The sequence below is a fragment of the Micromonospora sp. WMMA1949 genome (assembly GCF_027460145.1).
In the GTDB taxonomy this organism is placed as follows: Bacteria; Actinomycetota; Actinomycetes; order Mycobacteriales; family Micromonosporaceae; genus Micromonospora.
Genome location: NZ_JAPZBG010000001.1, coordinates 4714196 through 4727882, shown reverse-complemented (window position 1 = coordinate 4727882; position 13687 = coordinate 4714196). Strand labels below are relative to the sequence as shown.

The window sequence follows — 13687 nt, the reverse complement described above, 5'->3', positions numbered from 1 at the left end:
CGGGGGGACAGACCACTGTGTCCAGTCGTCGCCGGCGGTCAGCCGATCGGGTCCGGCGCGGCGTGCGGCGCCGGACCGGAGGTGACCCGCGCCCGGCGCCGCCGGGAGTGACGGCGGTAGAACGTCACCAGGAAGATCGCCTGGAGCGTGCCCTCGACGAGCAGGACGAGCGCGCCGTCCACGGCCGCGAGCAGGCTTCCGCCCGTCGCGGCGGCCAGCACCGCCGAGCCGGCCTGGATCGCACCGTGCGCGACGATCGGGATTCCGAACAGGACGAAGCTGGACAACGCGACAGCGCTGCCCGCCACCACCGCCAGCGCGTAGATCCGCACCGCGCGCCGCTCGTGCGGCGGCAGAACGGCGGTGGGATCCCCGGCGGACGGCGCCACCCGGCCGGGAAGCACCGCGTGCAGGCCCCGGCGCAGCAGGTGCCGGGCGTACGCGAAGCCGTCCTGGAACAGGTTGCGGCACCGCAGCACGTCCAGCAGGACGAAGTAGCAGTCGGTACGCATGTAGACGTGCAGTTGCAGCGCCATCGACATGACGACCACCAGGACGACCGCCGACAGCAGCCCCTCGACCAGCGGATGCGGCCGGGCGTACGCCATCACCAGCAGCGCGGCGCAGACGACGGCGAGATCCCAGAGCACGCCGCTGAGATAGACGCGGTACCGGTGGCGGCGCGGCACCGACCAGATCGCCGTCACGTCGGTCTCCAGGACCAGATGGTGCAGCCGGGTGGCGAAGCGGATCCGGGCCGGCGCGTCCAGCGAACGGGCCGCGACCAGGTGACTGAACTCGTGCAGCACCGCCGTCACGGAGAACAGCGCCGTGTTCACGAGCACGGCGAGACCGACGTAGCCGGTCCAGAAGAAGTCCCGGTACGACGGCAGCAACTCGGGACGGCGTACCACTGTGGCCAGCGTCGCCGCGACCAGCGCGAGGTAGGCCACCTTCGCCGCGGGACCGAACAGCCAGCGCACGTGCCGGGCCCGCAGCCAGGGCAGGTGCGGCCGCTCCTCGCGGCGGGCGCCGCCGGTGGGCCGGCCGTCGACCTCGGCCACCAGGCCCGCCTCCCGCAGCGCGAGCACCAGGTCCACGAGGTCGAGGTCCACGTCGTGCTCGGCGGCGATCCGTTCCTCGGCCGCGCCGATCGGCGCTCCGCCGTCGAGCAGCTCGACGGCGCGGACGCCGATCATCGGCAGCTCCACGAACTCGCCGACGTCCGGCCGGCCCACCACCGCGGTGTCCGGGTCGTCGTCGGACGGCCGGATCCGCAGGGGGTGGAACCGCACCCGCGTCGCGGCGCCCAGGGCCGGCGCGACCTCGATCCCGGTGGTCGTCATCGCCCGGCCCTCACGCGCCGCGCGGACCGCACGAGGGGCAGTCCGGGTCCCGCGGCACGTCGATGAAGTAGTGGTGGTCCCAGCGCGCGGCGTTCTGGTGGAAGACCCGCCCGGCGACCTGCTGGGGCAGCCCGCCGAGGTGGTAGAGCACCTCCAGCGCGCAGAGGTGACCTGTCACGTTCGCGGTGGCGGCGATCACCGCGTTCGGTCGTTCCCCGCCCCGCAACGGCGTGCCGTCGGTCTGAATCTCGTGCTTGTCCGGCCGCCGCCGCAGGCAGGTGTAGCACCCGGTGCGGCCCGGCAGGAACGAGCCGACCACTGTCATCGGCCCGGTGTAGAGCGCCATGAACCACGGCGTGCCGGTACGCAGGGCCGCCTCGTTCGTCCAGTCCTGGATCTGGTCGACGGGCCGGTCCGCGCAGAGCACGAAGGCGTCCCGCCCGTTCATCAGCGGCACCAGGTCGTCGGCGGAGCGGACCCGGCACTCCTCGCCGGTGACCTCGACGTGCGAGTTCATCGCCCGCAGCCGGTCCACGGCGGCCTTCACCTTCGGCCGGCCGAGGTCGCTCTCGGTGTAGAGCAGCTGGCGGGTCAGGTTCGGCTGGTCGATCACGTCGAAGTCGGCGCAGTGCAGGCCGCCGACACCGCTGGCGACGAGTCCGGCCGCGACCGCCGTACCGGTGCCGCCCAGACCGAGTACGGAGACCCGGGCCCGCCCGATGCGCGCCTGCACCTCGAAGGGCGAGCTGCGCGGCTGGGTGTCGATCCAGGCGTAGAAGTGCCGGGCCCGGTCGTAGCGCTGCGCGGCCTCCACGGTGAACCCGTCGGGCAGCGGAGCCGCCGCGTCCTCGACGAAGCCCTGCGCGATGAGCTGGTCCACCACCTCGCGGACGCTGTCCTCGTCGGTGCCCGGATGCGTCTCGGCGAGGTCCGCGCAGACCTCCCACACGTACCGGGTGCCGTCCAGCAACGTCAGGATGCGGGCGATCGTGCCGTCCTCGTCGTCCTGGATCTCCGACGCGACGCCGTACTGCATCAGACCGATGATCAGCCGGTTCCCCGGCAGCGTGTAGGGCTCGTGGACACTCTTGACGCGCGGCTTGAGCATGGGGACCGCAACCTCACTAACGCTCGGCGGAAGGCGGAAGGCGGGAAGCGGCACCCCGGCCGCCGCCGGTACGTGGCGACGACCGGGGTGCCGGCGGCGGATCAGGCGCCGTTGCTCTCGCGGATGACGGTGGTCTCCAGCCGCTCCAGCTTGCGGACCTTCAGCGAGAGCTTCTTCTTGCCGGCCTGCTCGATCGTGGCCTTCTCCATGGACGCCTCCTCGATTCGGGTACGCCCCCCGCGGTACCGCGGAAGGCATGCCCAACCCTGTCGCCAGGCGTCACCGGTCGATCACAAGTCGATCATCAACGGCTGTTGGCGGGCGCCGCTAGCATCCGGATGCGTGGCCCGACCTGTGATGATCGCGTTGATCGGCGTCGACGGCTCCGGCAAGACCACCCAGGCGAAGGCGCTGGCCGAACGGCTGCGCCGACGCGGTGTCCGGGCGCGGTACTTCGAGAACGCCGGTGGGCGGCCACTGTGGAACCGGCTGGCCCGGGCGCTCGGCCGGGCGGACGGGGTGGCGCTGTTCGGCCGTACCGTCTATCCGGCGCTGGAGGCGACGGTGCGCGCGCTGGCCATGGCCCGGACCGTCGCGGTGGCCCGCCTGACCGGACGGGTGGCGGTGCTGGACCGGTGGACCTGGTGCCAGGACGTGATCATGGCGGCCCGGGGCGACCGGGGACGGCGGGTGGTGCGCGCCGCGTACTCGGTCTTCCCGCGCCCGGCTGTGGTGTGCTTCCTGGCCACCTCCCCCGAGGTGGCGCAGCGGCGGGTGGCCGCCCGGGGCATCGACACCGAGGAACTGGCGCACCTGCGCGCGCTGGACGCCGCGTACCGGGCGGTGCCGGAGTTCGGCTCGTTCGTCCCGCTCGACGGCGACGGCACCCCGGACGAGGTGGCCGCCGCCCTCGACGCGGCCGTGGAGGCGGCGCGGTCGTGCACGCGGCGCGGTGTCGTGCGGCGCGGTGTTAAGAAGGGGACCCTCCTCTACCGGAGGCGTTAATAAGGGGCCCTTCCTTACCCGCGGTCGCGCAGCCAGCGCAGCACGTCGGAGGGCAGCTCGCGGTCCTCGCGCTGCTCACGGCGGTCCGGCTCGGTCCGGCGGGGCGGCTGCGGCCGCTGCGGGTCGCCGACCAGTGCCCGGCTGGGCGCGGTGAAGGCGGCCACCGGCTTGCCGGTGAGCGCCGTCTTGATGGTCCGGGCCACCGCGTCGATCACCTTCGCCTGCACGGCGGAGCCGACCAGGTCGGTGACGTCGTCCGGGTTGGCGGCGATGCCGGCCACGGCGATCTGCGGGGTGTAGCCGACGAACGTCTCGGTGGCGTTCCGCTCCGAGCTGCCGGTCTTGCCGGCCACCGGGCGGCCGACGATCGAGTCGACGGCGGTGGCGGTGCCGCCGTTGCACTGCCCGAACGCGGACTGCTGGCCGACCGGGCACCGGGCCGCGTCGGTGGCGGCGCGGGCCACGTCCGGCTCGAGCACCCGCTTGCAGGACGGCTGCGCCACATCGACGGGGTCACCGTCGGGCGCGGTCACCGAGACCACCGGCAGCGGCGTGCAGTACGTGCCCTCGGCGGCCACCGTGGCGTACGCGTTGGCCAGGTCCAGCGGGGTCGTGGCGGCCACGCCGAGCGTGAACGCGCCCCAGTTGGCGGCGTTGTCGCGGGCGAACGCGGCGTCGGAGTCGGCCCGGAAGGTGATGCCGAGGCGCTGGGCCATCTCCACCACCTTGTCCTCGCCGACCTGCTCGGCCAGCCAGACGAAGTACGTGTTGACGGAGCGGCCGAAGCCGTCCCACATCATCCGGTAGCCGTCCATCCACTGCGGGTTGGCATTCGCCGGGCACCACCTGCCGTCGCAGTTGCCCTCGTCGTCCGAGGCGTACCGGGTGGGCAGCCGGCTCGGCGCGTCGAAGCCGGTGGACAGCGGCTTGCCGGCCTCCAGCGCGGCCAGCATGGTGAACATCTTGAACGTCGAGCCGGCCTGGTAGCCGTCGACGCTGGCGCCGCCGGAGATCAGCGGGTTGACCGTGTTCGGGTGGTTGGCCTGCCCGTCCGGATTGTCGTCCAGGCTGTAGTGCCGGTTCACCGCCATGGCGAGCACCCGGCCGGTGCCCGGCTCGACCGCCGCGATCGGCAGCGCCCGCTTGTTGCCGTACCCGTAGACCTTGGTGGCCTGCTCCTGCGCGGTCTCCTGGATCTTCGGGTCGAGCGTGGTGACGACCCGGTAACCGCCGCGGCGCAGCGCCTGCTCCCGCTCCTCGGGGGTGCTGCCGAACGCCGGCTGGGTGAGCCACCAGCGGCGCAGGTAGTCGCAGAAGAAGCCCCAGTCGTCGTGGCCCTGGGCGGTGGCGGTGCAGCCGTTGGGCTGGGCGGTCGGGCGCAGCGTCAGCGCCTCGGCCTTCGCCGCGGCGGCCTGCTGCGCGGTGATCGCGCCGGTCTCGGCCATCGCGTCGAGCACGTACCCCCGGCGGGTCAGCGCCTGGTCCTTGTCGCCGTCGATCGGGCTGTACGCGTCGGGCGACTGGACCAGGCCGGCGAGCAGCGCCGCCTCGCCCAGCGTCAGGTCGGCCGGGGCCTTGCCGAAGTAGCGCTGGCCGGCGGCGGCGACGCCGTACGCGCCGGAGCCGAAGTACGCGATGTTCAGGTAGCGGTTGAGGATCTCGTCCTTGGACAGCGACTGCTCCAGCGCGTTCGCGTACCGGATCTCCTGGAGCTTGCGCCCGACGGTCTGCTCGGTGGCGGCCTGCCGCTCCTCCGGGGTGCGGTTCGGGTCGGTCTTGAGCACGTTGCGGACGTACTGCATGGTCAGCGTGGAGCCGCCCTGCTCGGTGCCGCCGCCCTTGACGTTCGCCACCAGCGCGCGGGCGATGCCGCGCAGGTCCGCGCCGCCGTGCGAGTAGAACCGCCGGTCCTCGGCCGCGATGATCGCCTGCCGCATCACCGGGGCGATCTCGGCCAGCGGCACGTCGGTGCGGTTCACGTCGTAGAACGTGGTGATCAGCGTGGTGCCGTCGTTGGCGTAGAGGTAGGAGCGCTGCGGCTGCACGGGGGTGCGCAGCGCGTCGGGCAGGTCCGCGTACGCGCCGAGCGCGGCCCGGGCGGCGAACCCGCCGAGGAGGCCGCCGGGAAGCGCGGCGAGCGCGAGAACGAGCCCGGCGAGCAGGCCGGCCAGCAGCACGGTGAACAGCCGCGACAGCGGCGACCTGGGAGACGGCATGGTCTCCAGGATTGCCACGAAAGCCGCCTACCGGCCACCTCGCCAGGCAACTGTCAGTTACTTCACGGCGACCGCCCAGCTGAAGAAACGGTCAGCCCGCCCCGAGCGGGCCTTTTGGTGACGCCGGCGGCGCGGGTGCCGCGGCGACGCTGGCGGCAGCCGCGTCCCGGGCGATCGTCTCGGGCACCAGGCGGCCGCTGCGGTAGCCGATGCCGATGCCGGCGACCAGCACGAAGATCGCGCCGAACGTCTGCAGGGAGCCGATCAGCGCGCCCCCCAGGCCGAGCAGCGGGGCGGCGATCATCAGCATGGTCCCGTCGCCGTAGGAGAACATCCCGGACCGGGCGACCGACCAGCCGGTGAGGAACCAGCCCACGCTGTAGAGGGTGGCGCCGAACAGCACGATGCCGCGCGCGGTCACGCCGAACACCGGCGTCTGCTCGGTCAGCCCGGCGAACGGCAGCATGAGCACCATCCCGCCGATGCTCGCCAGCAGCCCGGCCAGCGCGACGCGGCGGCAGCGGGTGGCGGCGAGCAGGCCGGTGAGCGCGAGCAGGGCGAGCAGCCCCAGCCACACCGAGGCGACCCAGCCGACCAGGTAGAGCGGCCGGCCGTCGGCCGGGTACGGGTCGTTGCCCACGCCGCCGTCGCTGGCCATCGCCACCAGGCCGTAGAGGACCGCGTACGCCGGGAGCAGCCAGACCGCCGCGCGGGCGAACCGGCGGATCGACCAGGCCCAGGTCGCGTCGGTGGCCGGGGCGCCCGGGCCGGGTTCGGAGACGAACGGCAGGACCCCGAAACCCCCTCCGGTACGCCGGGAGCCGATCGGCCCGGCGGGGTCGTGCGCGCCGGGGACCGGGGTACGGGAGAACAGCCGGTTCGCCGGGTCCTTCATGCCTCACCTCGTTCGCACCACGGGCGGCCCGGGACGCGCAACGGCGCTCCGGCCCTGCTCACCACCCGTCCTGAAACCGATGGTGGCAGTCGCCGGAGCGCCGTATGAGGGATTCTCGGATTTGCCGGTCAGCCCCGCTCGCGCTGGTCCGCCGGGTCGTTCACCAGGCTCGCCGGTGACACCGGCTCCGGCGCGGGCAGACCCTGCGGGGTGTTGCCGCCGGTGGCCTGCGCCTCGGCCACGCGTACCTCGTCGTGGATCTCCTGGGCGGCGATGGCCGCGGCCTCGGCGGCCTCGGCGGCCTCCCGCTCGACCTCGCCGGCGCTCTTGGCGGCCTCCGGCGACGGCTGGTCGCCGACCATGTTGGCCAGGCCGCCCAGCGCGCCGCCCATGCCCTCCAGGGCCTTGGTCAGCTCGGTCGGGACGATCCAGACCTTGTTGGCAGTGCCGTTGGCGATCTGCGGCAGCGCCTGGAGGTACTGGTACGCAAGCACCTTCTGGCTCGGGTTGGCGGTGTGGATCGCGTCGAAGACGGTACGGATCGCCTTGGCCTGGCCCTCCGCCTGCAGGATCCGGGCCTGCCGGTCACCGTCGGCGCGCAGCACCGCGGCCTGCTTCTCACCCTCGGCGGTGAGGATCTGCGACTGCTTGTGCCCCTCGGCGTTGAGGATCGCGGCACGGCGGTCCCGCTCGGCGCGCATCTGCTTCTCCATCGAGTCGCGGATGCTCGGCGGCGGCTCGATCGCCTTGATCTCGACCCGGGTCACCTTGATGCCCCAGCGGCCGGTGGTCTCGTCCAGTACGCCGGACAGGTGCCGGTTGATCTCCTCGCGGCTGGTCAGCGCGCGCTCCAGGTCGAGCGAACCGATCACGTTACGCAACGTGGTGACGGTGAGCTGCTCGATGGCCTGGAGGAAGTTGGAGATCTCGTAGGTGGCGCGAACCGAGTCGACCACCTTGAAGTAGAGGACCGTGTCGATCGAGACGACCAGGTTGTCGGAGGTGATCACCGGCTGGGGCGGGAAGCTGACCACCTGCTCGCGCATGTCGACCTTGGTGCGCACCGCGTCGACGAACGGCACCAGCAGGTTCAGGCCCGGGTTCAGCGTGCGCTTGTACCGGCCGAGTCGCTCCACCACGTCCTGACGCTGCTGCGGCACGATCCGCACCGCCTTGAACAGCGTCACCACACCGATCAACGCCACCGCGATCATCAGGATCGCCAGAAACTCCATACCGTTCACCTTTTCGCTTCGGGCAGCTCGCCCGGGGTGGAAATGTCGTCCTGCCATACCAGGGCGGTAGCGCCCCGGACCTTTATCACCTGCACCCGCTCACCCTCGGCGTACGTGCGCGTCGCGTCGTACGAGCGGGCCGTCCACAGCTCACCATCGATCTTGATCATGCCCCGGTCGGCGTCGACCGGCTCCAGGACCACAGCCGTGGCCCCTTCCAGCGCCTCGACCCCGAACGGTTGCTCACCGGTCTCCAGCGCCGGCCGGGCGTGCCGCCGGACCACCGGACGGACCACCGCCACCGACAGCGCCGACACCACCGCGAAGACCACCGCCTGGAGCGCCACCGGCGCACCGAGCGCCGCGGCGCCGGCGGCGGCGAACGCCCCGACCCCGAACATGATCAGGAAGAGCGTCGTCGTGAAGATCTCGGCGACCGCTAATACCACACCCAGAACGATCCAGAACACGGCGTCCACGAGAACAATCCTGACACGTCAACGCACGTGTCATCGAACTGTCATGATCGCTAGGCTCGGCACGGCGGATCTCGATGCCGGTGCTGATCGCGCCGATTACCGCGCCCACCGCCGACGAGGAGGACGACATGTCCCTGCTGCCCGAAACCGCGCGCCAGGTGGACCTGCTGGTCGCCCGGGCCCAGGCCGAAGGGCGAGGCCCCTCGCTCGCTCTCGGCGTGGTCCGCGACGGCCGGCTGGCGCACCTGGCGGTCGCCGGTGAGACGCCCCGCCCGGACGGCGACCTCCAGTACCGGGTCGGCTCGATCACCAAGACCATGACCGCGGTGCTGGTGATGCAGCAGCGCGACGCCGGGCGGCTGGCGCTCGACGACCCGCTGGACGCCCACCTGCCCGGCACTCCGGTCGGCGCGCTGACCGTGCGCCAGATGCTCGGCCACGTCGCCGGCCTGCAACGCGAGCCGGACGGCGACTGGTGGGAGCGGGCCGGGGGCATGGACCTGGACACGCTGCTGGCCGGGCTCACGCCGGACAAGATCGCCTATCCGCCGCACTTCGTCTACCACTACTCGAACCTGGCGTACGGGCTGCTCGGCGCCGTGCTGGAACGGATCACCGGCACGCCCTGGGCGGACCTGCTGACCGAGCGGCTGCTGGCACCGCTGGGCATGCGCCGCACCACGTACCACCCGGCCGAGCCGTACGCCCACGGCTACGTCGTCCACCCCTGGCACGAGACGCTGCGGGAGGAGCCGCGTACCGACACCGGCGCGATGGCTCCGGCCGGGCAGCTCTGGTCGACTGTCGAGGACCTGGGCCGCTGGGCCGCGTTCCTGGCCGACCCGGACCCGGCACTGCTCTCCCCCGCCACGCTCACCGAGATGTGCGCCCCCATGGTCATCAACGACCTCGACTCGTGGACCGGCGGGCACGGCCTCGGCATCGAGCTCTACCGGGTCGGCGACCGGGTGTACGTCGGGCACGGCGGCTCCATGCCCGGGTACGTGGCCGGCCTGGCCGTGCACCGGCCCACCCGCACCGGCGTGGTCAACTTCGCCAACGCGTACGGGCTGCGCGGCCACCACATCGGCGCGCTCGGCCGCGAGGCGCTCACGCTGGTGCTGGACGCCGAACCGGCCGCGCCCACCCCCTGGCGCCCGGCCGGCCCGCCCGCCGCCGACGTGGCCGCGCTGACCGGCCGCTGGTGGTGGATGGGCGGCGAGTACGAGTTCCGCGTCGACGCCTCCGGTGACCTGGTCGGCGGTCAGGTGGGCAGGCCGCAGCTGCGCTTCACCCCGGAGGGCCCGGACCGGTGGCGGGGCCGCTCCGGCTCCCAGGACGGCGAGATCCTCACCGTGATCCGCGACGACTCCGGCACCCCGGTAGCCCTCGACATAGCCACCTTCGTCCTGACCCGCTCCCCCGACGACCTCCCCTGACCCCGCTCTCGCCCCCACCCCCGCCGATCTTGCACTTGTGGCCCTCATTTCGCCCCGCTATGCCCGATCCCCAGGGACCACAACTCCATGATCGACGCACACCCGCACCGCTCACCCCGGTGATCAAGGAGTTTGTGTCGGCGTTGATCTCCAGCACGCCCGCAAACTCCTTGATCACCCTGGCGGAGGGACGACCGGGGCGGGGAAGGCGGGCGGAGACGGCGCACGGCGGGGCCGGGGGCGACCGTGACCGGCGCAGGGATCAAGCCTGACCGCCCGGAGCCGGGCACGGTCGCCCCCGGCCCCCACCGCAACCGGTCAGGCCGGCTCGGTGACGAAGTCGATCAGGCGCTCCATGGCGTTGATCAGCGGCGTCTCCACGTCGGCGAAGCTGTCCACCCGGGACAGGATGTGCCGCCACATGTCGGCCGGCTCGGCCACCCCGAGTGCCGCGCAGACGCCCTCCTTCCAGGGCTGCCCGGGAGGCACCACCGGCCAGGCCGCGATGCCCAGCGCCGCCGGGCGTACCGCCTGCCACACGTCGACGTACGGGTGCCCGGTGACCAGCACGTGCGGCGAGTTGACCCCTGCGACGATGCGGCTCTCCTTCGAGCCGGGCACGAGGTGGTCGACGAGCACGCCGAGGCGGCGGGACGGGCCGGGCGCGAACGCGCGTACCTCGTCGGCGAGCGCGTCGATGCCGTCCAGCGGTTCCACCACCACGCCCTCGATGCGCAGGTCGTCGCCCCAGATCCGCTCGACCAGCGCGGCGTCGTGCACGCCCTCGACCCAGATCCGGCTGGCCTTGGCGACCTGCGCCCGTACGCCGTCCACCGCGATGGAGCCGGACGCAGTACGGCGTCGCGCGGCGGGCACCGGGGCGCGGGCGGGCCGGCGCAGCGTGACCGGCTTGCCGTCGAGCAGGAACGCTGCGGGCAGCATCGGGAAGTTGCGCCGCCGCCCGTGGCGGTCCTCCAGCACGACCGCGCCGGAGTCGAAGCCGACCACGGCGCCGCAGAACCCGGAGTCGGCGTCCTCGACCACCAGATCGGGTTCGGCGTCGACCTCGGGAGTCACCTTCCGTCGTCGCCAGTCGCCGGCCAGCACGTCCCCGTCGTATCGCCCCGCCATGCCGCAGACGCTAACCAGCGCCCCGGCGTGTCGCTCGGCGACGCGCCGACCGGGCCACCATCCGTCGGCACGAACCGGTGCGAAGGGGGTAGTTGGGGCCAGGTCGCGCCGCCGGAGCGGCAGCCGAGACAGCAGCGGCGCGGAGCACGTACCCTTTCGGCATGTCCTCCCCCGCAACGGGCGCGGCCACACTGGCTCCGCGCCGGTCGAGCCGGTTCGTCGCCTGGGTGCGTGCCTGGCGAGCCGGCCTGGTGCCCTTCGACGAGGTGGCCGACGCCGTCGCCGGCGACGAGGAGCACCTCGTCGCCGACGCCCCCGGCACCTGGACCGACGTGTCGCTGCGGGAGGCGCTGCCCAGCCTCGCCAAGCACTCGCCCGACGACATCCGCCTGGTGCTGCCCGCGCCCGGTGACCCGCGCGGCCTGCCCGGTCCGGGCGCGTTCGCCGGGGCGGCGCTGGTGGCCGGCGAGGCCGTGGTGGCGAGCGGGATGGGGCTGGTGCCCGAGGTCCGTACCCACACCTCCGGCTCCGGGATGACCTGGGAGACGGTCCTTTGGCGGGTCCACCCGCTGCCGGCGGACGCGCCGAAGGCGTCGCTCGCCACACCCGGCGCGGCGGAGGCCGAGGCGGAACTCGCCGCCGTGCTCGCCGAGACGACCGCCACGCTGACCCGGCTCGACGTCGCACAGTGGCGGCCGGAACTCGCCGGCGCGCTCGCCGCGCTGCGCCGCCCGGACGGCGCCACCGACCTGCCGCCCGGCTTCGACCCGCGCGCCCGCCGCCTGTTCGCCCGTGCCGCCGTACTCGATCGGGTGCTCGCGCTGGCCGGGGAGAGCGCGCCCGGCGGCGCGGTGAACACCTACGAGGCGCAGCAGCGCGACGCGGCGCTGCGGCCGCTGACCACCGCCTGCCGGCAGGCCCTGGTGGCCGCCTGCAACGCGCCGCTGCGGCTCTAGCGCCGCGGCCGCGGACCCCGGCTCAGACCTCGTCGATCAGGTCGGCCACCGAGTCGACGATCCGCGACGGACGGTACGGGTACCGCTCGGCCTCGGTCCGGCTGCTGATGCCGGTGAGCACCAGGATCGTCTCCAGTCCGGCCTCCAGGCCACACAGGATGTCGGTGTCCATCCGGTCGCCGATCATCGCGGTCGACTCGGAGTGCGCGTCGATGGTGTTCAGCGCCGAGCGCATCATCATCGGGTTGGGCTTGCCGACGAAGTACGGGTCGACCCCGGTCGCCTTCGAGATCATCGCCGCCACCGAACCGGCAGCGGGCAGCGCGCCCTCCATCGACGGGCCGGTGGCGTCCGGGTTGGTGCAGATGAACCGGGCGCCGTCGTTGATCAGCCGGATCGCCTTCGTTATCGCCTCGAAGCTGTAGGTGCGCGTCTCCCCCAGCACCACGTAGTCCGGGGCGAAGTCGCTGAGGACGTACCCCACCGCGTGCAGCGCCGTGGTCAGGCCGGCCTCACCGATGACGTACGCGGTGCCGCCCGGCCGCTGGTCGGCCAGGAACTGGGCGGTGGCCAGCGCGGACGACCAGATCGCCTCCTCCGGCACGTCCAGCCCCATCCGGGCCAGCCGGGCCTGCAGGTCGCGGGGCGTGTAGATCGAGTTGTTCGTCAGCACCAGGAACGGCTTGCCGGAGGCACGCAGCTTCTTGACGAACTCCGGGGCGCCGGGCACCGGCTGCCCCTCGTGCACCAGCACGCCGTCCATGTCGGTGAGCCAGCTCTGCACCGGCTTGCGGTCAAGCATCGTGTCGTCCCCAGGGGTGTCGTCGGGTCGGGCTCAGGGCCGGCGGGCCGGGGGCACGCAGCACAGCGCCGGGCAGGTGTCCCACGCCGGCAGTTCGCCGAGACGGCGGCGCAGCCGCTCCCCGTCCGGGGCGGTGCGCTCCAGCACCAGCTCGCGGACCATCGCCACGAACCGCGGGTCGACCCCGGGCGTGCCGGCCCGGACGAAGTCCAGGCCGAGCTGCTTGGCCGTCTCCAGCGCCTCGGTGTCCAGGTCCCACACCACCTCGAGGTGGTCGGAGACGAAGCCGATCGGGCTGACCACCACGCTGGTTACGCCCTGCTCGGGCAGCGTCGCCAGGTGGTCGTTGACGTCCGGCTCCAGCCACGGCACCTGCGGCGGCCCGGACCGGCTCTGCCAGACCAGGTCGTACGCCAGGTCCGGCGCGGCCGCGGCGTGCACCAGCCGGGCGACCTCCTCGAGCTGCGCGGTGTAGCGGCCACCGTGCGGCCCGGCGCTGGCGGCCGCCGACATCGGTACGGAGTGCGCGGTGAAGACCAGCCGGGTGCTGTCCCGCTTCGCCGGGTCGAGCTGGGCCAGCGCGGCACGGACCGCGTCGGCGTGCGGCTCGATGAAGCCGGGGTGGTCCCAGAACTGGCGCAGCTTCTCGATCAGCGGGGCCTCCGGGCCGACCGCGGCGCGAGCCGAGGCGATGTCCTCCTGGTACTGCCGGCAGGACGAGTAGCCGCCGTACGCGCTGGTGACGAACGCGAGCGCCCGGGTGATCCCGTCGTCGCGCATCCGGGCGACCGTGTCGGCGAGCATCGGGTCCCAGTTGCGGTTGCCCCAGTAGACCGGCAGGTCGACGCCGTTGGCGGCGAAGTCCTCGCGGATCGCCGCGAGCAGGTCACGGCACTGCTGGTTGATCGGCGACACCCCGCCGAAGTGCAGGTAGTGCTCGGCGACCTCGGCCAGCCGCTCCGGCGGCACCCCCCGCCCCCGGGTCACGTTCTGCAGGAACGGGAGAACGTCCTCGGGCCGCTCCGGGCCACCGAAGGAGACCAGCACCAACGCGTCGTACGCCATGGGGCCATTG

12 protein-coding genes are annotated in these 13687 nt (G+C 73.1%); 3 read left to right on the top strand and 9 right to left on the bottom strand.

Going from position 1 to position 13687, the window contains the following annotated elements; translation table 11 throughout:
- Positions 1 to 38: 38 nt before the first annotated feature.
- Positions 39 to 1346, bottom strand: a complete 1308-nt coding sequence (locus O7607_RS22380) for a hypothetical protein (RefSeq protein ID WP_269705136.1) — start codon at positions 1344 to 1346, stop codon at positions 39 to 41.
- A 10-nt stretch (positions 1347 to 1356) separates the two neighbouring features.
- Positions 1357 to 2454 (bottom strand): TOMM precursor leader peptide-binding protein, encoded by a 1098-nt coding sequence (locus tag O7607_RS22375; protein WP_269705135.1) that lies wholly within the window; start codon positions 2452 to 2454, stop codon positions 1357 to 1359.
- Between the two features lie 342 nt (positions 2455 to 2796).
- On the opposite strand from O7607_RS22375, the gene O7607_RS22370 reads away from it, so the two are divergent.
- Positions 2797 to 3459: a thymidylate kinase gene (locus O7607_RS22370; RefSeq protein WP_269705134.1), complete on the top strand. Its 663-nt coding sequence runs from the start codon at positions 2797 to 2799 to the stop codon at positions 3457 to 3459.
- A 14-nt stretch (positions 3460 to 3473) separates the two neighbouring features.
- Here O7607_RS22370 and O7607_RS22365 read toward each other — a convergent pair whose 3' ends face one another.
- From O7607_RS22365 to O7607_RS22350, 4 genes are all read right to left on the bottom strand, one after another.
- Positions 3474 to 5675, bottom strand: a complete 2202-nt coding sequence (locus O7607_RS22365; RefSeq protein WP_269705133.1) for a transglycosylase domain-containing protein — start codon at positions 5673 to 5675, stop codon at positions 3474 to 3476.
- Positions 5676 to 5766: 91 nt separating this feature from the next.
- Positions 5767 to 6570, bottom strand: coding sequence for a hypothetical protein (locus O7607_RS22360; protein ID WP_269705132.1), 804 nt, complete (start codon positions 6568 to 6570; stop codon positions 5767 to 5769).
- Between the two features lie 128 nt (positions 6571 to 6698).
- Positions 6699 to 7805 (bottom strand): SPFH domain-containing protein, encoded by a 1107-nt coding sequence (locus O7607_RS22355; RefSeq protein ID WP_269705131.1) that lies wholly within the window; start codon positions 7803 to 7805, stop codon positions 6699 to 6701.
- A gap of 5 nt (positions 7806 to 7810) precedes the next feature.
- Positions 7811 to 8284 carry an NfeD family protein gene (locus O7607_RS22350; RefSeq protein ID WP_269705129.1) on the bottom strand — a complete coding sequence of 158 codons (474 nt, stop codon included), beginning with the start codon at positions 8282 to 8284 and terminating at the stop codon, positions 7811 to 7813.
- A 128-nt stretch (positions 8285 to 8412) separates the two neighbouring features.
- Between O7607_RS22350 and O7607_RS22345 the strand changes: the two genes are divergently transcribed.
- On the top strand, positions 8413 to 9723 hold the full coding sequence (locus O7607_RS22345; RefSeq protein ID WP_269707063.1) for a serine hydrolase domain-containing protein: 1311 nt from the start codon (positions 8413 to 8415) through the stop codon (positions 9721 to 9723).
- A gap of 318 nt (positions 9724 to 10041) precedes the next feature.
- Here O7607_RS22345 and O7607_RS22340 read toward each other — a convergent pair whose 3' ends face one another.
- Entirely contained in the window at positions 10042 to 10854 is an 813-nt protein-coding gene (locus O7607_RS22340) for a DUF3097 domain-containing protein (protein ID WP_269705128.1), read from the bottom strand.
- A 161-nt stretch (positions 10855 to 11015) separates the two neighbouring features.
- Here O7607_RS22340 and O7607_RS22335 point away from each other — a divergent pair, with 161 nt between their 5' ends.
- The gene (locus tag O7607_RS22335; RefSeq protein WP_121685435.1) at positions 11016 to 11810 is read left to right on the top strand and encodes a hypothetical protein; all 795 of its coding nucleotides are present in this window, start codon (positions 11016 to 11018) and stop codon (positions 11808 to 11810) included.
- Positions 11811 to 11832: 22 nt separating this feature from the next.
- On the opposite strand, the gene O7607_RS22330 is transcribed toward O7607_RS22335, so the two are convergent.
- The gene (locus tag O7607_RS22330; protein WP_091048117.1) at positions 11833 to 12612 is read right to left on the bottom strand and encodes an HAD-IIA family hydrolase; all 780 of its coding nucleotides are present in this window, start codon (positions 12610 to 12612) and stop codon (positions 11833 to 11835) included.
- Positions 12613 to 12645: 33 nt separating this feature from the next.
- Positions 12646 to 13677 (bottom strand): ferrochelatase, encoded by a 1032-nt coding sequence (locus tag O7607_RS22325; RefSeq protein ID WP_269705127.1) that lies wholly within the window; start codon positions 13675 to 13677, stop codon positions 12646 to 12648.
- Positions 13678 to 13687 lie beyond the last annotated feature (10 nt).